Below are 19,996 nucleotides of genomic sequence, written 5' to 3'. Positions count from 1 at the left end.
TCTGTGGATAGAGGGCGAAGATAGGTGCTATCTCTCAGGATTGCAAGTGGTTATCCACAAAAACGACCCCTTCAGCAATCTACGGTGGGGGGAAAAAGATGGTTTGACCCACCTTGTCCTAAACCCTTACCCTTACCACCCATACCGCTGTGACCCTTAAACGGGAGATAACGCAAAAATTTAGGAGATATTTATGAAGCGCACCTTCCAGCCCAATGTTCGTAAACGGGCTAAAAAACATGGTTTCCGTGCTCGCATGGCCACAAGAGGCGGGCGAGGTGTTCTATCAGCTCGTCGCGCTAAAGGCCGCGCCAAAATCTCTGCTTAATTAATAACTAAAACGTGTTACCTAAAACTAACCGGCTACGGGCTGGATCAGATTTTAATCGCATCACAAAAGCTGGCGTCAGAGTCAGTAGTGAAAACATAGTTATCTATGCATCCTTAGGTGAGCAAGAGCAACCACGTGTTGGTTTCATTGTTAATCGCTCAGTCGGAGGCTCTGTAAGTAGACACCTTGTAACTAGAAAACTCCGCCATAATTTTGCCGCCCACATTCCGTCCCTACCAAAGCAAAGCATGTTGGTGGTGCGAGTTCTTAAACAACAAAATGATTACACAAATGAGGTAGCTATTGCAGTTGAGAAAGCTATTTTAAAACTTTCTAGTTTTAATAAAAAGGCGGACGCGTGAGAAAAATATTTGTACTAGTGATAAAGGCTTATCAAAAACTTATCTCACCACTTTTAACACCTCGTTGTAAGTACTACCCATCTTGTTCAACCTATGCCGAACTAGCAATAACTGAGTTTGGAATTAAAGGATTTTTCATGGCCATCATTCGATTAGTAAGGTGTAATCCTTTTTCAAATGGCGGAGTTGATTACCCGTCTAAAAACGCAGTGATTAAAATTAGAGAGCGGCAGGTAGCCTAATGGGAGGCATCCTAAACCCCTTATATACCGCTGTTTCTTGGGTAATGATCACCTTCCACGATCTTCTGGCCTTTACCAACAATGAGGATCTGCAATGGTCAGTTGGAATTATTGCCCTTGTTATAGTTATCAGAATCATCCTAATTCCACTTTTTGTTAAGCAAATTAAATCCCAGCGGGCACTAACCGCACTTGCCCCCCATATGAAAGAGATTCAAAAGAAGTATAAAGATGATCGGCAAAAGCAATCAGAGGAAATGATGAAGCTCTATAAAGAGCACAAAACAAATCCACTAGCATCTTGTTTTCCAATCCTGGCGCAAGCGCCTATATTTTTTGCACTATTCACAGTACTAAACGGAATTAGCCAAAATAGACCCCACGGGTTACTAAAAGGTGAGTACCTACTATCAGCTCAAGGAGCTAATTTTTTTGGCGCCCCACTTTCTGGCACATTCCTAGGGTCCAGTGATGCAACTACAAAATTAATCACCGTAATTTTAATTATCTTTATGTCAGCAACCACCTTCACTACCCAGCGCCAATTAATGGTTAAGGGAATGCCAAAGATGGACTCTTCAAATAACATGATGCTGCAACAGCAAAAAATCATGTTGTATTTATTTCCAGTTATTTTTGCTGTAACTGGTGTTAACTTTCCAATCGGGGTTTTAATTTACTGGTCAACTACAAACCTTTGGACTTGGGGACAACAGTTCTATGTAATTAAGCGAAACCCAACACCAGGTTCACCTGCCTATGAAGAGTTACAAAAGAAAAAAGCAGATAAGGGTTTAATTGAAGATAAAAATGAGGGCCCTAGCGGTGACACAATTGTTGAAAATCCAAACGAGCAAACTGGGCAAAGAAAACAACCAAAAAAGAAGAAAAAGAAGCGTAAATAACTAAATCAGTACAAAAACTATCAAACTAGTCTAAATCACATATTGGAGGAAAAATGGCTAAAAAGAGTGAAGTAGTAGAAGAAAAGGTTGTTGAGAAGGTTGTCGAAAAAAAGAGCTTGATCGCCCAACTTGAAGAAGAGGGAGATATTGCAGCTGACTACCTAGAGGGATTACTTGATATCGCAGATCTTGATGGTGATATTGATATTGATGTGGAAAATGATCGAGCAGCCCTAGCAATTGCCGGCGGCAAACTAAGCCACCTAGTTGGTGGCCGAGGAGAGGTCCTAGATTCCCTGCAAGAGCTAACCCGTCTTGCGGTGCAGACCTCACTAGGTGAGCGAAGCAGACTGATGCTAGATATCGACAACTTTAGAAGTGATAAAAAGGCTGAATTAGCTGAGCTAGCTAAACAGACCGCTGAAGAGGTTAAATCAACTGGAGAGGCGATAAAGCTTCGCCCAATGAACGCCTTTGAAAGAAAGGTCGTCCACGACACCATCCAGGAGATTGGCCTAACTAGTGAATCTGAGGGTGAAGACCCAGATCGCTGCGTGGTAGTACTTCCTGCCTAAGGTTTCACGTGAAACCAACCGCTGATCTACTCGCCTTTTTTAAAGGCGGTGAGGATCAGATTCAAGCCTTCGCCCAAATTTTGGTAACAAAAGGGATTGAGCGAGGTCTAATCGGCCCCAAAGAAGGGGATCGAATCTGGGATCGCCATATTGCTAACTGCCTTCCCGTAACAACCCTTATCCCGCAAGGGGTGCGGGTAGTAGATATTGGCTCAGGAGCCGGTCTTCCTGGAATCGTAATTGCCCTGGCCAGGCCCGATCTAAAAATGACCCTAGTTGAGCCCCTTCAAAGGCGGGTAGATTTTTTAAATGAGGTAGTAATTGAACTTAACCTTCCGATAGAGGTAATTAGGGGAAGGGCGCAAACCGTTAAAAAACAGTTTGAAGTAGTAACCGCTCGGGCAGTTGCCCCCCTTGAAGAGTTAATTAAAATCAGCTGGCACATGATTCCAAGAGGTGGGGCCTTGCTCGCGATCAAAGGAGCCTCTGCCGAGGACGAACTTGCTGGAACAAGCCTTAAAAAGGGGTCAACTGCCAAAGTACATGAGATATCACTACCTAATCTGCCTGTGGCTAGGGTGGTTGAGGTAAGGAAAGGTGCTTAACTTCCGCCCATGAGGGCAGATGATGTTTCACACGAAACAAATAACCAAGGAGCACTTGGGCCAAAGCCGGTAATTGGGGTTAGGCGTCTTAAGGAGCCAATGATCGCTCCACTTAAAACCCGCATCTTCACCGTGGCCAACCAAAAAGGCGGGGTTGGAAAAACTACAACCGCAGTAAATCTAGCCGCAGCTCTTTCAATGGGCGGCCTTAAGGTTTTATTAATTGATTTAGATCCACAAGGAAATGCCTCAACTGCATTTGGAATTGATCGGGTAAACACGGCCGGAATTTATGATGTTTTAATTAACGATCTACCAATGGCAAATGCTGCAGTTAAGGTTACAAACTTCCCATATCTTGAAGCGATCGCAGCAAACTCTGATTTAGCAGGAGCTGAAATTCAACTAGTCCCAGCAGTTGCTAGAGAGTTTAGATTACAAGCGGCTCTACAAACGTTTTTAACTGCTAAACAAAATGCCGGACAACGCTTTGATTATGTATTTATTGATTGCCCACCTTCCCTTGGCCTACTAACAATTAATGCATTAGCAGCAGCTGATGAAGTATTAGTGCCAATTCAGTGTGAGTACTACTCACTAGAAGGAGTATCACTATTACTTGAAACATTAGGTGAAGTGCAGAAACGATTAAATCCAAAGATATCTTTAACAACAATTGTATTAACTATGTTTGATAGCAGAACCAGACTTGCAAATGATGTAGCAGATAATGTTAAAAAACACTTTCCTAATGAGTTAATTAATATCCCTATTCCTAGAGCGGTGAGAGTTTCAGAGGCGCCTTCATATGGGCAAACCGTAATGACATATGACGCAGCCTCACCAGGTGCTATCGCATACATGTCAGTTGCACGAGAGATTGCAAACAGAGGTGGTGCGCCAATTAATATAAAAAATGAGAGTGCTTAATTAAATGAGCACCCGTAAAGGTGGTTTAGGTAGAGGACTAGATGCATTAATCCCGCAATCAGTTATTTCAACTGAAATTAAAACAAGTAGTGGCGTAATTACTGCAAATAGGGATGAGATAGAACTAAATAACATTAGCGCTAATCCAAAACAACCAAGAACTAATTTTGATGAAGATCAATTAACCGAATTAGCATTATCAATTAAAGAAGTAGGACTACTTCAACCACCAGTAGTTAGATCACTTGGAAATGGTAAGTATCAATTAATAATGGGTGAGCGCCGCTTTCGGGCAGCAAAGCTTGCAGGATTAAAAACTATTCCAGTAATTATTAGACAAACAAGTGATGATCAATTACTACGGGAGGCGATAGTTGAAAATATTCACCGAAGCCAACTTAACCCACTGGAAGAGGCAGCTGCATATCAACAATTATTAAATGACTTTAACTACACCCATGATGAGTTAGCGGTAAAACTAAGTAAGTCTCGTCCCGTAATTACAAACACAATGCGCTTACTTAATTTACCCGTATCAGTGCAACGAAGAGTTGCAGCAGCTGTTATTTCAGCAGGACATGCCAGGGCGCTGTTATCACTTACAGATGAAAAAGAAATTGAAAACCTTGCTAATCGAATTGTTGCTGAAGGCTTAACTGTTAGAGCTGTTGAGGAGATTGTGGCAAGTGGTGGGGCTAAGGTGAAGGCCGGCTCAGTTCGAAGTGGAAAAATTCTTGCGCCTAAACTTAAACAAATCTCAGATGATTTAGCAGATCACTTAGATACCAGGGTCAGTGTTGAGTTGGGTAAGAAAAAAGGAAAGATAGTAATTGAGTTTGCAACTATTGAGGATTTAGAGCGGATAAGTAAGGTAATTAAAAACTAATTTATTTGCCGGCTATCCATCTCAGTTTTAATAACTCCTGCTAAAGATTTAATACCTTCAGTAATTCGCTCAGCTGTTGGGTAGCAGTAGGAGATACGTAGTGACCAAGAACCAAAACCATCTGCATAAAAAGCAGTTCCTGGCACATATGCCACCTTGGCTGCAATTGCTTTTGGAACTAGGGCGTTGGTATCAATTTCAGGGGGCAAAGTAATCCAGATATAAAAACCACCTGCTGGTTTAGTCCAGGTGATATTTTTTGGAAAGTACTTATCTAAAGCAGAAAGGGCAGCATCCCTGCGTTCTTTATATAACTTAGCAAAACTTGCTATTTGATCACGCCAAGGTTGATTAGCTAAGTAACTTGAGATCACAAGTTGAGTGAAATTTGATGGACAAAGAATCGAGGATTCAGATGCAATTACCATCTTATCTTTTAAAGATTGGGGAACTAATGCCCAACCAACCCGCAGGCCTGGCGCAATTGTTTTTGAAAAAGTTCCTAGGTAAATAACATTTTCTGAATCACTAGCCCTCATGGCATTTGGAGATGGTTTATCAAATCCAAGTAAGCCATATGGATTATCTTCAACAATAAATATCTCTTCGCTTCGGCAGATCTCAAGGATCTCACTTCGTCGATCTGCTGGCAGTAACACCCCAGCTGGGTTTTGATAATTTGGAATTAGATATAAAAACTTAATCTTTCTACCGGTTGCTTTGGTAGTTTTAATTGCATCTCTTAGTGCTTGCGGGATTAAGCCATCTTCATCCATACCCACATGTACAACCTGGGCTTCATATTGTTTAAATGTGCCAAGGGCGCCAACATAGGAAGGAGCCTCAACTAAAACCACATCACCTGGATCAATAAATATTCGAGATATTAGATCAAGTGCTTGTTGTGAGCCGGTTGTAATAATTACATCATCTGGGTGAGCTTTAATTCCTTCTAGCGCCATCACATCACAGATCTGCTCTCGAAGTTTTGGATGTCCTTGTCCACTTCCATACTGCAAAGCCTCCGCGCCATTTTCTAAAATAAGTTTTTGGGTAACCGATGCCATCATTTCCATTGGTAGGGCAGAAAGATTTGGCATACCACCAGCTAAAGAAACAATCTCTGGCCGACTCGCTACTGCAAATAGCGCGCGAATCTCACTCGCTTTCATTCCTTGGGCGCGATGAGCAAAACGTTCTGGCAGATTCTCTGGTTCACCGATTTGAACGCGAGTGGCATCAACAGGTGGCACAACTCTTAAATCTCTACCGGATTTCATTAACCTATTTTGCCATACAAACTAGCGCTTATAAAACTAATTACGAAGGCCAGCACGCCTAAGGTCAGATATGCGCAGAGTTCCAGTTTTAGCATCATCATCGGATGATAAATAAAGCCGCTGAATTGCCACAATCATTGCCTCAGCTAATTGATCACGAAAGGCAGGGGAGCCAAGGCGTTTGGCATCTTGTGGGTTAGACAGATATCCAAGATCAAGACGAACGGTTGGAGCAGTAGTTAATTTAAGTAAGTCCCAACTTTTCCCATGGGTTCTACAATTTAATAGATCAGTTCTAGCGCAAATTTCTCGCTGGATTAAATTAGCAAATCTCTCACCAACTACTGAGTGCACACCAGCACCATCTCTGCCGTAGTAGTAGGTAGCAACACCATTTGCTTTTTCATTTTTATAACTATCAACTTTAAGCGCGATAACTAGATCAGCATTTACCGAGTTAGCAGTTGCGATTCGATCCTTCTCAAGTGGTGAATTTTTAGCGCTCCTTGTTAAAACTACATTCACACCCAGTGCTATTAATCTTCCCTCTAAACGTTGAGCTAAATCAAAAACTACTTCAGACTCAATTACGCCATTTTGATTTTCCCCAGTGAAATCACCACCCCAACTTGGGTCAATCACAATTACCTTACTTGCAAGTGCGGGTGAAGCAACTGCGTGACGCACACTCTCTCGCAGCGCGGTGGGTGCACCACCTGAAACTGTTTTTACTAATCTCATTAATGAAATTAATGTGACCGGACCACACTTACCATCTACTACTACCCCAACTGATTTTTGAAACTCTTTTACCGAAGCCTCAGTTCTACTGCCATAAATGCCGTCAACTTTGCCACAATTAAAACCCATTTGAATTAATCGATCTTGCAGATTACTAACATCATCACCACGCATTAATGAATCAGATTGCAGAGCTAATATTCGATCACCAAGTTTCCACCTGGCCTCATCTAAACAACGTTGGGTGATTTCATTTATTAAGCCAGTTGCAGTTAAGCCACGCTCTTGCTGAAAAGCTTTTATCGCTTGAGCTAATCCCTCATCAAATAAGTCAGTTGGCTTACTATGAATTCCTAGCCGAGTTAGCGTGTTAGCAATTACTGCAACCGCATCTGAGCGATCACCGATTTTTAATTGATCACTCATATAAGCCCTAATTTATTATATTAAATATTACTTAATATAACTTTCAAGATCTTTAAGCAAAGCTGGCTTTGGTTTAGCTCCAACAATGGTTTTAACTACCTCACCATTAACAAAAACATTCATAGTTGGGATAGAGGAAATGCCATATTTCATAGCAATACTTGCCTCTTCATCAGTATTTAACTTAACAATTTTAAGTTTGGCGCCATACTCATTTGAAATTTCTTCCAAGATTGGGCCAACTGCTCGACATGGGCCACACCACTCTGCCCAAAAATCTACCAATACCGGTGTCGAGCTTTTTAAAACTACTGATTCAAAATCAGCGGTTGTTACCTTTGTTGTTGCCATTTTCTTATCTCCCTTATTATCTGCTTATCCTACTTTTAAAAACTAAAATTAATGACCAGATAGAAATCGCTCTGCGTCCAAGGCCGCCTCACAACCTGAGCCTGCTGCAGTAATAGCCTGGCGGTAGGTGAAGTCAACTAGATCACCGCATGCAAATACGCCAGGTATTTTAGTTTTAGTACTTCTTCCCTCAACTCGAACATAGCCTTCAGAATTTAATTCAACTTGTTTGGCCACTAATTCACTTCTTGGCAGGTGGCCGATTGCAACAAATAAACCAGTGAAATCTTTACTACTTTCCTCACCAGTTACAGTGTTCTTAAGTTTTAACCCAGTTACCTTATCTTCACCTAACACATCAACTACCTCATGATTAAATAAAAATTCAATTTTTGGATTTTTACTAGCTCGTTCGATCATAATTTTTGATGCTCTAAATGAATCACGGCGGTGAACTAAAACTACCTTGCTAGCAAACTTAGTTAAAAAGTTTGCCTCCTCCATTGCTGAATCACCACCACCAACTACTGCAATCACCTGATCGCGGAAGAAAAAACCATCACAAGTGGCACACCAAGAAACACCTCTACCGGATAAACGTTTCTCATTTTTTAATCCAATTTCTTTATACGCCGAACCCATCGCCAAAATAACTGCCTTAGCTTTAACAGTATTACCTGAGCCATCAGTTAATTCTTTTACATCACCAGTTAATTTCATTTCCACAATATCATCGGTAATAATTTTTGCATCAAATCTTTCTACTTGCTTGCGCATAGATTCCATTAACTCAGGACCCATCACACCATCTGCAAAACCTGGAAAATTTTCTACCTCAGTTGTATTCATTAACGCACCACCTGCGGTAACGGAACCTTCATAAATAATTGGCTTTAATTGCGCACGGGCAGCATAAATTGCTGCGGTATAGCCAGCAGGGCCAGAGCCAACAATTACTAGATCATTTATCTCACTCACTGCCCCACCCTAAACCTTTCTACTCCGAATTACTTTGAGCAAATCTGATACTTCAGATATTTTCAGCAGCTTTGCAATAAGTAGATAAAAAACACCCGATAGTGATGTAACCAATAATAGTGATATTAAATTCCCGCCCGGTATAGCGCCTCTAAGTAGCCAAATAGGTGTTATTACCAAGGCGAAAACTGCTATTAATCTTAAGTAATACAACATAATTGAAAGTAGCGGCAACTTAACCTGGTGCCGCTTTATTAAATAGAAAGAAATCCCTACTCCAATAAAATAGTGGAGAGTGAATATCACTGCTAAGCCAACTGTTACCCATTTAGGCTCGAGCCATACGGCAACCAAATAGGAAAGAACAACAGAGACTAGATTCATTATTAAATTACCAATAACTTGAGATTTGAGATTTTCAAAAGCGTTTAAGCCACGAAGTAAAACTAGATTTATGCTAACCGGAATTAAGCCAAGTGCGAAGGCAGATAAGGTCAAACCAAGATAATTTGCATCATTATCTGAGATACCAAAGTAAAGTGTATTTGCAACTAATTGACCAAAAGCTAAAAACAAAAGAGCCGCTGGAACAGTAAAAATTCCAATTAATTTAATTGCTCTAGTTAATGAATTAGTTAACTCTTCATGTTTTTTATCAAGAACATAATTTGAAAGTCTAGGTAAAAGTGCGGTAACAACAGAGACAGTAATTATTGAATGAGGCAGAATTAAAATAAGGTATGCGTTTGCGTAGGGTGTAAACCCAACACCAGTACTATCACCTAGCACTTCAGATTTAACTGCCGCAGTAGTTGCAATACTTACTGTAACTAAATAAGAAACCTGAGAGATCATTGCATATAAAAAACTCCAGCTAGCCAGGCGAAAAGATTTAATAATTTGACTGTTATACCAATCAAATCTAAGAGTTAATCTAACTCCACTTTTTAACACAACCGGTATAAGTATTACCGCTTGCGCTAGGTAACCAGCGGTAGTGCCAAGACCAAGCCAAGTGATATCAGATTGCGAGATATCGCCAAGCGTTAAATCATCTTTATTTACTAAAAACCAAGAGAATAAAATGATCGCAATTAAATTATTAATAACTGGTGCCCACATCATTGGCCCAAACTTTCCCTTTGCATTTGCAATCTGACCAAGTAGGGCAAATAAACCTAAGAAAAAGATCTGCGGCAGGCAGTAACGCATAAACGATACAGTGATATCAAACTCAGGGCGATTAGAAAACTCTGGGGCATAAAGATTCACAATCATTGGCGCAAGTGCGATACCCAGTGCGGTAAGTAGTAAAAGAAAAGTAACAGTTACAGTAAATAAGCGAGATATAAATGCTGCGCCCTGATCTGAATCACGTAGTGATCTAACTATTTGAGGCACAAACACTGCAGTAAGTGCTCCACCAATTAACAAGTTATACAAAATATTTGGCATGGTATTTGCCACGTTATATGTGTCACCTAATATTGCAGTTCCAAGAAGTGCGACTAGTAAAAGATTTCTAATTAATCCAGTAATTCGAGATGCAATAGTTCCAACAGCCATAACAGTGCTAGCGCGTAGTAATTGATGATCAGACATTAACTGCGCCTCCTAACTCTTCTCACACTTTGCACCAAGGCTGCAATAATTAAAAGTACCGCAGCAGCGGTAGTAATCCAGGTGGTGACTGGGCTAATTACTGAAAGTTTTAGGTTTATATAAACTGGGTAACCCACCGGCTTATTCTCAAGATTTGTAAGTTGTACCAACAACCTTGAATCACCAGCAGCAAAGACCTCAATAGGAAGTAGCACCTGATTTTTTGATTTTGCAGCTAACTCAATATCTTTAATTTGCGCGACAGATACCTTGCCGTTCATTGCTCTACTACTTAGTTTTAATTTAACAACTTGATCAAAATCATTGCCTACCGTAATTGGTAGCTCCTCTTTTGAGCTAGTAACTGTAAATTTAGTGTTTTTAATATTTAATTTATTGCGCATAACTGAGATTGATTTATCATAATCTTTAAGTAAATCTAAAAAGAGCTGCTCTTCTAAATTAGGATTTAATAACTGTGAAAGCCGCAATTGATTCTCTTCTAGCTGCGTTTTCTCTAGCACCGTAGATAACAAATCTATTTGGCGCTGGCCATATTTTAAAACACTTAATGAAACTTTATTAAACTTCTGCTTGACCGCCTCATTTGATCCAACTTCTTGAACTGAACGGTTTAAAAGAGTTTCTAGTCTAATTTTGCTTCTCCCGTTTAAATACTCAATCTGATCAGGCATAATCTCATTTGCCCAAAAACTTGAGGGATTCCCATAGGTAATCGGTGTTACTTTTTTATTTTTAGTTACCTTTACGAATTGAGTAAGCCAGCTTTTTGCTAACTCTTGCCCACTTGGAGCGCTGCCATCTGCTATCCCGTAACCATTACTCATAGCGATAATTTCATCAATAGTTGCTGGATCAACTAGCCAGTTATTAACGCCAAACGTATTTAAATAAACCACTTGGCCAAGGCTGCCTGTGGGGGTAAGTTTTTGTGCTAGTTCATCATTAAAGAAAACACCATCAAATAATCTATGTGTTGGTTCAGATATTTTAACTGTCTGGGTAGCATTTGAATTAGGTATAACAAAAAAACAAGAAGTAAAAATTAATAAAGATAAGGTTAAAAATTTTCTCACGGGGTTAATTTTCCAGATTTTGCAATTAGCTTTCGCTCATCTGGATAAGCCAATTTGCTAACAATCTCATCAATTGGAAACCAACCAACATCATCAACCTCAGTTACCTGTGGTGCTAACTTGCCGCCAACTTCGGTAAATAAAAAATGATGAACTGTTTTATGAATTCGTTTACCACTTGCCATAAACCAAAAATCAATTACACCGAGTGATCTAGTAATCTCACTTTTAATTCCAGTCTCCTCCGCCACCTCACGAATTGCCGCTTGTTCAGGTGATTCACCATCTTCAATGTGCCCCTTTGGAAGTGACCAAAGCAATCGCTCATGGGAGGCATCTTTAGGATCAAGTCTTCCAATAAGTAAACCTTTAGTTCCAGTTTTATCAACTACTAAACCGCCAGCACTTACCTCATCCACCCGTTTGGCATACCTTGAGCGAGAATTTTTTCCACCAGAGTTCGGCTTAGGATTTTTGCGGTTGCCTGAGTTATATTTTTTAGCGGGCTTACCAGAACTACTACTTTGCCCACCCTTGCGAGCACTATTTGAATCCTGATTGCCACCCGCATTAGATGCTGGGGTCATAAGAGTAAGGATACTGCCTCATCTCTTACCCGCTCTGCTCTAACCTAGTACCACCGTGAAAACACCAAATAAGGCTGCCGCCGAACTTGCAATCACCACACTGACAAAGCAAGCACCGGCTGCAACCTCACTTGCAACCGCCTTTAAAGCAGCTGGATTTAAATTAGCGCTAGTTGGCGGGCCAGTACGGGATGCAATATTAGGCCGACTTGGTAATGATTTAGATTTCACAACTAACGCACACCCAAAAGAATCTGAAAAGATTTTAAAGAAATGGGCAGATTCTGTCTGGGATATCGGCGCAGCCTTTGGAACTGTTGCTGGAAAAAAAGGTGAAATAACTGTTGAGATTACAACTTACCGTAGTGAAAATTATGAAAAAGATTCTCGCAAACCTTCCGTTGAGTTTGGTGAAAATATCGAAGGTGATTTATCTCGCCGTGATTTCACAATTAATGCCATGGCACTTGAGTTAACAACGGATGAGCCAACATTTATTGATTTATTTAATGGCGTGGATGATCTTGAAAATAAGATAATTAAAACTCCAGGTAAGCCTTCAGATTCTTTTACCGATGATCCACTTCGAATGATGCGCGCAGCTAGATTTATGAGCCAATTAAACTTCGCAATTGATGAATCAGTATTAGTTGCAATTAAAGAGATGGCTCATAGATTATCAATTATCTCTAGTGAGCGAGTTAGGGATGAGTTTATAAAAATAATTATGAGCGATAATCCCCGCCTTGGAATTAGCTTATTAGTTGAATGCGGGCTAGCAGATATTTTTTTGCCAGAGGTTCCAAAACTAAAACTTGAAATAGATGAGCACCACCACCATAAAGATGTTTATGAGCACTCATTAACGGTGCTTGAGCAAGCAATTGCGTTAGAAGAAAGATTAGGTGGCGCTAACTTAACGCTACGCCTTGCCGCCCTCCTTCACGATATTGGTAAGCCAAAAACAAAGGCGCTAATAGCAGGAGGTGGTGTTTCATTTCATCATCATGAGGTAGTTGGGGCAAAGATGACAAAAGAACGGCTTCGAACCCTTAGATTTGATAATCATATTGTTAAAGATGTTGGGCAATTAGTTTTCCTACACCTTCGCTTTCATGGCTATGGAAGTGGGGAATGGACAGATTCTGCTGTGCGCAGATATGTCAGAGATGCAGCCGAGTTACTAGATCACTTACACCTATTAACAAGAGCTGATTGCACAACTAGAAATCAAAAAAAGGCGCAGCTACTCGCTAATACATATGATCAACTAGAGCAGCGGATTAAAGAGTTAATGCAACAAGAGGAGCTAAATAAAATACGGCCTGACTTAACGGGTGAGCAAATAATGCAAATTTTAAATATTAAAGCATCTCCGATGGTTGGTAAGGCGTATGACTTTTTACTTGAACTACGGTTAGAAAATGGCCCAATCGGTGAAGATAAGGCAAAAGAAGCTTTGCTTACTTGGTGGAAGGAGCAAAATTAGCTTTTCGCATTAATACTGTTGCTGCAAAAAGATAAGCGACAGCAATTAAAACTGGCAACAAATATGTTGCGCCATTATCTGGCAAAAGTAAAGCAGCGCCAATTGCACCAGTAATAATTCCAGCATTTACCGCAACGTCGTAAAAAGCGAAAACTCTTCCCCGGTACCCATCACTAATCTTTGATTGAACAAGTGCGTCATTAGTGACCTTAATTCCCTGTCCACATAAACCAACTAAAAAAGCACTAGCTGTCATAGTAAATTCATTTATGTTAAACGCATAAATAACTAATGGCGGAATACAGGCAAACATTAAATAGCGCATCCAACGATGGCGGCCAAATCTTAAAACGCCAAAAGGTGAAATAATTGCGCCAAGACCAATACCAATTCCAGCAATTGCTAACGCAACACCAAAGCCAGCTAAACCAGCATCTGGATCATTTGGATCATTAAAGTTATTTCGTGAAAGTAGCAGCGCCATAAGAGTTAGCGCTGTAATACCACCGCGCTGGATACCAACTGAAAATATTCCACGCAGAGCATCAGAATGAGTGCGCAAAATTTTAAATCCTTCAACCATTTCTCGTAATCCTTGATTTTCAGATTTACCTTCATTATCAGTTGGCCCAATATCAAATTTACTTAATCGATAACAACTTAGAGCTGCAAGTGTAAAAAAAGCTGCTGATAATAAAATTACAACAGAGTCTGCAAAATCTGCGCTATATGTAGCACTTACAAAGTTTTTAATTGCAATTCCTACTCCACCACCGATTACCACCCAAATCGTTCCACCAGTTACCGCTAGCGCATTTACTGTGATTAATTCTTCCTTTTTAACTAACAATGGCAGGCCAGCTGAAAGGCCAGCTAAAATTAATCGGTTCACGCCAAATGCAACTAAAACAAATAAAGTTATAACCACACCAGTACTTCCGTTATTTACTAACCAGGCAATAATTAATAGATCAAATGCTCTGATGTAGTTACAATTTCTAATAATCCGCTGGCGAGAGAAGCGATCTAAGATGGTTCCAACATAGGGACCAATTAATGAATAAGGCAGTAGCACCACAGTAAAAGCAAGAGCAGCAGCTACTGCGTTAGGTGATCGCTCAGGGGAAAATAAGATAAAACTGGCTAGCGCTGATTGAAATAAACCATCTGTTAACTGGCCAATCCAACGGATAGTTAATATCCGATTTAACCTTGAGCCACTTGCCACTGGCCAGATTCCCATGGGGTAAGCGTAGTTATTAATTTAGGATTAACCTTGGATCTTATGTTAGCCACCATGCGCTCTTTAGTTGACTACTCATTGAGTAAGCGCCGGACATTAATTGCACTCTTCCAAGGCGCAGTCAGTGCGATGGATGCCTGTGATGCTGATCCGTACTTAAGGCGAGCAGCTAAATATCATGGCGAGTTAACCAATAGAAGCTGTCCTGTTTGTAAGGAGCGAAAAATTGTTGATCTGCGTTATGCCTTTGGCGATCAACTCGGGCAATACTCAGGACGAATTAAGAATCAAGATGAGTTAGTTCAAATGCAAAGTGAGTATGGTGAGTTTCGAGTTTATATTGTTGAAATCTGCACTCATTGTCATTGGAATCACCTAGTGGAATCCTTTTTATTAGGAGACGGCGAATATAGAAAGCCACCACGAAAGGTTGCCACCTTAGCTGATGAGGATTAACGCTAATCTTGGCTAGTGAATAATCTGCTAGCAAAACTGCCCCGCCTTGGGGTATTAATTACTGGCTTCTCATTTGTTGCTGGCGTATTTTTATTTGGCTTTGCCTATTTCACCGTTTCAATTCCAGATCCAAATGCTTATGTAAATTCTCAGTCCACAATTATTCAATATGCAGATGGCAGTGAGATTGGCCGAATAGGTTCTGAAAATAGAACTGTTGTAACACTTGCTCAGATTCCAGTTCAGGTTAGAAATGCAGTGATGGCAGCGGAGGATCGCGGTTTTTATTCAAACCGAGCAATTAGCCCAACTGCAATTATAAGAGCAGTTTGGAATAACGTAAGAGGTGGTTCACTCCAGGGTGGCTCAACAATTACGCAGCAATATGCGAAAACTGCCTTTTTAACACCAGAGCGCTCAATAACAAGAAAAGTAAAAGAATTAGTAATTGCGATAAAACTCGAGAACCAATTTACTAAAGATCAAATTTTTGAGAACTACTTAAATACTATTTATTTTGGCCGTGGTTCATACGGCGTTCAAACCGCATCCCAGGTTTACTTTGGTACAACCGTAGATAAATTAACCACCGCCCAATCAGCAGTATTAGCGAGTATTTTAAGAAGTCCAGGCCTTTATGATCCTGGATTTAAAAAAGAGAACTTACCAAGGCTTGAAAAAAGATTTACATATGTATTAGATGGAATGGTTGCGCAAGGTTGGCTTGAAAAAGAAAAAGCTGAAAAAATAAAATTTCCAGTAATTAATCCTAGGGTTACATCAGGTGCGTTAGCTGGTCCTAAAGGTTATGTAATCTCTTGGGTAGAGCGTGAGTTAAATGCACTTGGGTTTAGTGATGAGCAATTAATGGTTGGTGGCTACATAATAAAAACTACTCTAGTAAAAGAAGCTCAAGAAGCAGCAGTATTTGCAGTTAGTAAAGAAGCACCAGTTAAAGTGCCAGAAAATCTTCATATTGGCCTTGTCGCAATTAAACCTGGTACCGGTGAGATATTGGCAATGTATGGTGGGCAAGATTATTTAAAGTATCAATTTAATGCTGCCACACAAGGAATTACCTCCGGTGGATCATCATTTAAAGCCTTCTCACTAGTTGCAGCCCTTGAGCAAGGAATACCGTTATCTTCAATTTGGAATGGTGATTCACCTAAAGTTTATGATGATGGAATAGGCCGGCCATATCCAGTTAATAATTACGGTGGTGAAAGCTGGGGCAATCTTGATCTACTTACTGCGACTGAAAAGTCTGTTAACACAATCTATGTTCCACTTGGCATGAAAGCAGGGTTAGAAAAAGTTGTAGATGTTGCTCGCCGTGCTGGTATTCCAGAGTCAGTTGAAATGGTGGCATCTCCATCAGTTTCATTAGGAGCTGCAAGTCCACATGTGATTGATTTAGCAAATGCCTATGCAACCTTTGCAGCGCAAGGAGTTTATGCAAAACCTTTTATTATTAATGAAGTTCAAGGACCAAATAAAGGAATCTTGTATCAGGGAAGAATTCAAGCTCAAGAGGTATTTAGAAAAGATGTAATGGCAGATTTAACTTATGCCTTTAGCAAAGTAACTACATCTGGCACTGCTGCAGTAGTGGGCGCCAGAGTTGGCAGACCTACTGCTGGCAAAACTGGAACATCAAATGACAACGCATCTGCTTGGTTTAACGGCTACACCCCAGAGGTTGCAGCCTCTGTTGCTTTTTATCGAGATGATGCTACTCAATCTTTAAATGGAATTGGTGGCTTAACATCTGTAACTGGTGGCTCCTTTCCAGCCCGAATTTGGGCAGAGTTTGTTAAAAAATACTTAGCTAAATCACTAATTCAAGAGTTTCCAGCCCCAGCTTTTATTGGTGGAACCGAGCCAGTTAACTTTATTAATGCAGTGCCAGAGATGGACCCAGCTTTAATCCCACCATCTCCTTCACCTTCACCTAAGAAAAAGAAGTAACTCTTGCTTACCAAATTGGTAAGTAGATCTTTAATCGCACTGGTTTTATTAAGTTCATTTATTTCATTTTTAAAATTTAATCACTGCCGTAATAACGATTTCACCTCACCAGATAACTACATCCACGCCTGTTATACCGATATTCCGGCCCTTTTTTCCGAGCGAGGGTTAAATACAAATACTTTCCCGTATCTTTCTGCAACAAACTCAATGGAGTATCCACCAGTTACTGGGTTATTTGCCTGGGCAATTAGTTTTATAACACCAAACTCTTCTAACGTATTGTATTTTGATCTAAATATTTTGTTTTTAATCATGATGTATTTCATTTCAGCTTTAATCTTAAAGGCGCTTGCGCTAAAGTATCTTTACTTGTTTTTAGCATCCCCTGCAGTAATCGCAAGTTTATTTATTAACTGGGATTTAATTGCTGTAGCTAGCGCACTTTTCACAGTCTACTTTTTCGAGAAGAAAAAATATGAAGAAAGTGCTATTTCACTCGGTGTATCAATTGCTACCAAGTTTTTTCCAATCGTTATGCTTCTACCGATTGCGATAATTTTTTATAGAAGAAAACAGATTAAACAGCTAAGTAGATATTTATTTACTACCGCCATACTTTGGTTAGCTATTAACTTGCCAATAGCAGTATTTTACTTTGACGGATGGTGGCGGTTCTTTAAGTTAAATATAGACAGAGGAGCTGACTTTGGTTCAATTTGGTATGGCTTATCTTTACTAAATCTTGATGTATCAAATCTAGATCTAATTTACCCACTGCTATCAATTACTTTATTTATCGCACTAGCTATTTATTTGTTAAAGCTAGATAAGATTCCAAACTTAGCTCACATCACTTTTTTTGCATTAGTAATTTTTACAACCTTCGGCAAGGTTTATTCGCCGCAGTATGTCTTATGGCTTACCCCATTTGCTGTAATAGCAATTACTAACAGTAGGCAGCAAATCTCATTTTGGTTTTGGCAGATTACCGAAATTATTTATCACTTAGCTATTTGGCAGTATTTAGCACTTTACGCTGGCGCTAAATACGGCCTACCTGATAACGGTTATGTAATTGCCACACTACTTCGCGTAGTTGGTGTGTGCACCTTTACCTTTATCTTGATGAGAGATTTATCTGCTAAATCCACAGCAAAATCAAGCGTAATTTCGCGCTAAGGCAGGGTCAGGTTAATATTGCCTCCAACACCTGCTACGGAAATTCCGTCGCCGCTTTAGTCCAGAGGTGGTTTAAAAAATGCGTCGCTATGAACTCATGGTCATTTTAGATCCTGATTTAGAAGAGAAAACTGTTTCACCAAGTCTTGAAACTTATCTAAAGATAATTAAAGATGGTGGCGGTAAGGTAAATAAGTTAGATATCTGGGGCAAGAGACGAATGGCCTTTGAAATAAATAAAAAAGGCGAGGGAATCTACGCAGTTATCGATATGCAATCAGAGCCAGCACCAGTTAAAGAGTTGGATCGTCAACTTAATTTAAATGAGTCAGTTCTGCGCACCAAAGTTGTCCGGCCAGAGTAAATCCCCGACCGGTAAATAAAAAACAAGCATCTAAAGTAGATAAGGGAGAAACAAAAAAATGGCAGCAGGAGATACCAACTTAACTATGATCGGTAACTTAGTTAGCGATCCAGAGTTACGCTTCACACCAAGTGGAGCAGCGGTGGCAAAATTTACCGTGGCTTCAACTCCACGTTATTTAGATAAAACCACAAATGAGTGGAAAGATGGCGATAGCCTTTTTCTACAATGCCAAATTTGGCGACAAGCAGCTGAAAATGTTGCTGAGTCGTTAACTAAAGGAATGCGAGTAATTGTTTCCGGACGTTTAAAACAACGCTCTTATGAAACTAAAGAGGGTGAAAAGCGCACTGTCTTTGAGGTAGAAGTTGATGAAGTAGGACCTTCACTTCGCAACGCAACTGCAAAGGTAACAAAAGCTGCTCGCCAAACCGGCACCGGTTACAGCGCACCAGCAAGTACAACACCAACAGCATCAGGAGATGATCCTTGGTCAGCAGCCCCAGTCGGTGGCGGTTGGTCAACGACGACGAGTGATGAGACACCACCTTTTTAAATCCTAATTAATCAACCATTCCTGTCTTAAAAAGACAGGGCCCTAACCTAAGGAGCACCACAGTGGGAGCAAGAAGTAATAAAACGCTTAGAGAAAAAGCTAAGCAATCAAAATCTGCAGCAGCAGCTGCGGCGATGAAGAAGTTCAAAAAGAAACCATGTTCATTTTGCAGAGATGAAGTTAACTATATTGATTACAAAGATATAGCAACCCTTCGTAAGTACATCACCGATCGAGGCAAGATTCGCTCTCGCCGTATCACCGGTGCTTGTACTCAACATCAACGTGCAGTAGCTGCAGCGGTTAAAAACAGCCGCGAGATGGCGCTTCTGCCTTACACATCAACAGCCCGATAAGGAGATAAGAAAATAATGAAACTAATTCTTACTCGCGAAATATCTGGCCTAGGTGGCGCAGGGGACGTTGTAACAGTTAAAGATGGCTATGGCCGTAACTTTTTACTAGCTCGAGGCAGTGCAATTGTCTGGACTAAAGGCGGTGAGGGCCAGATTGAAGGAATTAAGCGCGCTCGTAGTGCCCGTGAGATCCGAGACCTTGATCATGCTAAAGAGATTAAAACTAAGCTTGAAAAAGCTAATGTAATTGTTAAGGTCAAAATTGGTGCTACCGGCACAATGTTTGGCTCTGTTACAGACAAAGCAATAGTGGCAGCAATTAAAACTGCTACTAATGAGACAGTTGATCGTCATAAAATCAAAATGGATAAGCACATTAAAAAAGCTGGTAAGTACACAGTTAAGATCACACTTGAATCCCAAGTTGTGGCTAACGTGTCAATCAGTGTGGTTAGCGATAAGTAATTAAGAAATTACTAAG

24 protein-coding genes are annotated in these 19,996 nt (G+C 40.3%); 16 read left to right on the top strand and 8 right to left on the bottom strand.

Annotated elements, in window-relative coordinates:
• Positions 1-193 precede the first annotated feature (193 nt).
• Genes rpmH through B1sIIB91_RS05990 form a run of 8 tightly spaced genes read left to right on the top strand, consistent with a single transcriptional unit; the run spans position 194 to position 4,836 of the window.
• Positions 194-328 (top strand): 50S ribosomal protein L34, encoded by a 135-nt coding sequence (gene rpmH, locus B1sIIB91_RS06025; protein ID WP_009612516.1) that lies wholly within the window; start codon positions 194-196, stop codon positions 326-328.
• A 14-nt stretch (positions 329-342) separates the two neighbouring features.
• A complete protein-coding gene (rnpA, locus tag B1sIIB91_RS06020; protein WP_095688659.1) occupies positions 343-693 on the top strand; it encodes a ribonuclease P protein component in 351 nt (116 codons plus the stop codon).
• Positions 690-935: a membrane protein insertion efficiency factor YidD gene (gene yidD, locus B1sIIB91_RS06015; RefSeq protein WP_095688658.1), complete on the top strand. Its 246-nt coding sequence runs from the start codon at positions 690-692 to the stop codon at positions 933-935. Before rnpA ends, yidD begins: the two co-directional genes overlap by 4 nt.
• Positions 935-1,840 (top strand): membrane protein insertase YidC, encoded by a 906-nt coding sequence (yidC, locus tag B1sIIB91_RS06010; RefSeq protein ID WP_095688657.1) that lies wholly within the window; start codon positions 935-937, stop codon positions 1,838-1,840. Before yidD ends, yidC begins: the two co-directional genes overlap by 1 nt.
• Before the next feature lie 53 nt (positions 1,841-1,893).
• Positions 1,894-2,415, top strand: coding sequence for a Jag family protein (locus B1sIIB91_RS06005; protein ID WP_095688656.1), 522 nt, complete (start codon positions 1,894-1,896; stop codon positions 2,413-2,415).
• 8 nt (positions 2,416-2,423) lie between these two features.
• A complete protein-coding gene (rsmG, locus tag B1sIIB91_RS06000) occupies positions 2,424-3,020 on the top strand; it encodes a 16S rRNA (guanine(527)-N(7))-methyltransferase RsmG (RefSeq protein ID WP_095688655.1) in 597 nt (198 codons plus the stop codon).
• Between the two features lie 9 nt (positions 3,021-3,029).
• Positions 3,030-3,950 (top strand): ParA family protein, encoded by a 921-nt coding sequence (locus B1sIIB91_RS05995; protein WP_095688654.1) that lies wholly within the window; start codon positions 3,030-3,032, stop codon positions 3,948-3,950.
• Between the two features lie 4 nt (positions 3,951-3,954).
• Positions 3,955-4,836, top strand: coding sequence for a ParB/RepB/Spo0J family partition protein (locus tag B1sIIB91_RS05990; RefSeq protein ID WP_095688653.1), 882 nt, complete (start codon positions 3,955-3,957; stop codon positions 4,834-4,836).
• Here the strand turns inward: B1sIIB91_RS05990 and B1sIIB91_RS05985 are convergent.
• From B1sIIB91_RS05985 to B1sIIB91_RS05955, 7 genes are read right to left on the bottom strand one after another with little or no spacing between them, the layout of a single operon-like run.
• Positions 4,833-6,116 (bottom strand): aminotransferase-like domain-containing protein, encoded by a 1,284-nt coding sequence (locus B1sIIB91_RS05985; protein WP_095688652.1) that lies wholly within the window; start codon positions 6,114-6,116, stop codon positions 4,833-4,835. The two genes, B1sIIB91_RS05990 and B1sIIB91_RS05985, sit on opposite strands and share 4 nt — an antisense overlap.
• 36 nt (positions 6,117-6,152) lie before the next feature.
• Positions 6,153-7,283 (bottom strand): N-acetylmuramoyl-L-alanine amidase, encoded by a 1,131-nt coding sequence (locus B1sIIB91_RS05980; protein WP_095688651.1) that lies wholly within the window; start codon positions 7,281-7,283, stop codon positions 6,153-6,155.
• A gap of 27 nt (positions 7,284-7,310) precedes the next feature.
• The gene (gene trxA, locus B1sIIB91_RS05975; protein WP_018226866.1) at positions 7,311-7,634 is read right to left on the bottom strand and encodes a thioredoxin; all 324 of its coding nucleotides are present in this window, start codon (positions 7,632-7,634) and stop codon (positions 7,311-7,313) included.
• 48 nt (positions 7,635-7,682) lie between these two features.
• Positions 7,683-8,612: a thioredoxin-disulfide reductase gene (trxB, locus tag B1sIIB91_RS05970; protein WP_095688650.1), complete on the bottom strand. Its 930-nt coding sequence runs from the start codon at positions 8,610-8,612 to the stop codon at positions 7,683-7,685.
• A 9-nt stretch (positions 8,613-8,621) separates the two neighbouring features.
• Positions 8,622-10,214 (bottom strand): murein biosynthesis integral membrane protein MurJ, encoded by a 1,593-nt coding sequence (murJ, locus tag B1sIIB91_RS05965; RefSeq protein WP_095688649.1) that lies wholly within the window; start codon positions 10,212-10,214, stop codon positions 8,622-8,624.
• Positions 10,214-11,311: a DUF6049 family protein gene (locus B1sIIB91_RS05960; RefSeq protein ID WP_190279175.1), complete on the bottom strand. Its 1,098-nt coding sequence runs from the start codon at positions 11,309-11,311 to the stop codon at positions 10,214-10,216. The genes murJ and B1sIIB91_RS05960 overlap by 1 nt, the downstream gene beginning before the upstream one ends.
• Positions 11,308-11,898 carry an NUDIX hydrolase gene (locus B1sIIB91_RS05955; protein WP_018226870.1) on the bottom strand — a complete coding sequence of 197 codons (591 nt, stop codon included), beginning with the start codon at positions 11,896-11,898 and terminating at the stop codon, positions 11,308-11,310. The genes B1sIIB91_RS05960 and B1sIIB91_RS05955 overlap by 4 nt, the downstream gene beginning before the upstream one ends.
• 55 nt (positions 11,899-11,953) lie before the next feature.
• Between B1sIIB91_RS05955 and B1sIIB91_RS05950 the strand changes: the two genes are divergently transcribed.
• Positions 11,954-13,387, top strand: a complete 1,434-nt coding sequence (locus B1sIIB91_RS05950) for a CCA tRNA nucleotidyltransferase (RefSeq protein ID WP_095688648.1) — start codon at positions 11,954-11,956, stop codon at positions 13,385-13,387.
• On the opposite strand, the gene B1sIIB91_RS05945 is transcribed toward B1sIIB91_RS05950, so the two are convergent.
• Entirely contained in the window at positions 13,362-14,630 is a 1,269-nt protein-coding gene (locus B1sIIB91_RS05945; protein WP_095688647.1) for an MFS transporter, read from the bottom strand. The genes B1sIIB91_RS05950 and B1sIIB91_RS05945 overlap by 26 nt on opposite strands.
• Positions 14,631-14,672: 42 nt before the next feature.
• Between B1sIIB91_RS05945 and B1sIIB91_RS05940 the strand changes: the two genes are divergently transcribed.
• The 7 genes from B1sIIB91_RS05940 (at position 14,673) to rplI (ending at position 19,980) form a co-directional block, all read left to right on the top strand.
• Positions 14,673-15,086 (top strand): DUF5318 family protein, encoded by a 414-nt coding sequence (locus B1sIIB91_RS05940; RefSeq protein ID WP_029563507.1) that lies wholly within the window; start codon positions 14,673-14,675, stop codon positions 15,084-15,086.
• Between the two features lie 15 nt (positions 15,087-15,101).
• The gene (locus B1sIIB91_RS05935; RefSeq protein WP_095688646.1) at positions 15,102-17,057 is read left to right on the top strand and encodes a transglycosylase domain-containing protein; all 1,956 of its coding nucleotides are present in this window, start codon (positions 15,102-15,104) and stop codon (positions 17,055-17,057) included.
• A 3-nt stretch (positions 17,058-17,060) separates the two neighbouring features.
• A complete protein-coding gene (locus tag B1sIIB91_RS05930; protein WP_095688645.1) occupies positions 17,061-18,239 on the top strand; it encodes a glycosyltransferase family 87 protein in 1,179 nt (392 codons plus the stop codon).
• 79 nt (positions 18,240-18,318) lie between these two features.
• Complete coding sequence (gene rpsF / locus B1sIIB91_RS05925) at positions 18,319-18,603, top strand: 30S ribosomal protein S6 (protein WP_029563511.1); 285 nt, start codon at positions 18,319-18,321, stop codon at positions 18,601-18,603.
• A 58-nt stretch (positions 18,604-18,661) separates the two neighbouring features.
• Positions 18,662-19,159, top strand: a complete 498-nt coding sequence (locus B1sIIB91_RS05920; protein WP_095688644.1) for a single-stranded DNA-binding protein — start codon at positions 18,662-18,664, stop codon at positions 19,157-19,159.
• 134 nt (positions 19,160-19,293) lie between these two features.
• Complete coding sequence (rpsR, locus tag B1sIIB91_RS05915) at positions 19,294-19,515, top strand: 30S ribosomal protein S18 (RefSeq protein WP_029563514.1); 222 nt, start codon at positions 19,294-19,296, stop codon at positions 19,513-19,515.
• 15 nt (positions 19,516-19,530) lie between these two features.
• Positions 19,531-19,980, top strand: a complete 450-nt coding sequence (gene rplI / locus B1sIIB91_RS05910; protein ID WP_095688643.1) for a 50S ribosomal protein L9 — start codon at positions 19,531-19,533, stop codon at positions 19,978-19,980.
• The last annotated feature ends 16 nt before the right edge of the window (positions 19,981-19,996 follow it).

It is taken from the genome of Candidatus Nanopelagicus abundans (assembly GCF_002288305.1).
Lineage (GTDB): Bacteria > Actinomycetota > Actinomycetes > Nanopelagicales > Nanopelagicaceae > Nanopelagicus > Nanopelagicus abundans.
Note: the sequence above shows the minus strand (reverse complement) of the source record. Positions and strands in the feature narration are given on the sequence as shown.

Coding starts and splice junctions, on each gene's coding strand:
- rpmH (WP_009612516.1), top strand. CDS start 194: ATGAAGCGCACCTTCCAGCCCAATGTTCGTAAACGGGCTAAAAAACAT.
- yidC (WP_095688657.1), top strand. CDS start 935: ATGGGAGGCATCCTAAACCCCTTATATACCGCTGTTTCTTGGGTAATG.
- B1sIIB91_RS06005 (WP_095688656.1), top strand. CDS start 1,894: ATGGCTAAAAAGAGTGAAGTAGTAGAAGAAAAGGTTGTTGAGAAGGTT.
- B1sIIB91_RS05995 (WP_095688654.1), top strand. CDS start 3,030: ATGAGGGCAGATGATGTTTCACACGAAACAAATAACCAAGGAGCACTT.
- B1sIIB91_RS05990 (WP_095688653.1), top strand. CDS start 3,955: ATGAGCACCCGTAAAGGTGGTTTAGGTAGAGGACTAGATGCATTAATC.
- B1sIIB91_RS05985 (WP_095688652.1), bottom strand. CDS start 6,116: ATGAAATCCGGTAGAGATTTAAGAGTTGTGCCACCTGTTGATGCCACT.
- B1sIIB91_RS05980 (WP_095688651.1), bottom strand. CDS start 7,283: ATGAGTGATCAATTAAAAATCGGTGATCGCTCAGATGCGGTTGCAGTA.
- trxA (WP_018226866.1), bottom strand. CDS start 7,634: ATGGCAACAACAAAGGTAACAACCGCTGATTTTGAATCAGTAGTTTTA.
- murJ (WP_095688649.1), bottom strand. CDS start 10,214: ATGTCTGATCATCAATTACTACGCGCTAGCACTGTTATGGCTGTTGGA.
- B1sIIB91_RS05955 (WP_018226870.1), bottom strand. CDS start 11,898: ATGACCCCAGCATCTAATGCGGGTGGCAATCAGGATTCAAATAGTGCT.
- B1sIIB91_RS05945 (WP_095688647.1), bottom strand. CDS start 14,630: ATGGGAATCTGGCCAGTGGCAAGTGGCTCAAGGTTAAATCGGATATTA.
- B1sIIB91_RS05940 (WP_029563507.1), top strand. CDS start 14,673: ATGTTAGCCACCATGCGCTCTTTAGTTGACTACTCATTGAGTAAGCGC.
- rpsF (WP_029563511.1), top strand. CDS start 18,319: ATGCGTCGCTATGAACTCATGGTCATTTTAGATCCTGATTTAGAAGAG.
- B1sIIB91_RS05920 (WP_095688644.1), top strand. CDS start 18,662: ATGGCAGCAGGAGATACCAACTTAACTATGATCGGTAACTTAGTTAGC.
- rpsR (WP_029563514.1), top strand. CDS start 19,294: ATGAAGAAGTTCAAAAAGAAACCATGTTCATTTTGCAGAGATGAAGTT.
- rplI (WP_095688643.1), top strand. CDS start 19,531: ATGAAACTAATTCTTACTCGCGAAATATCTGGCCTAGGTGGCGCAGGG.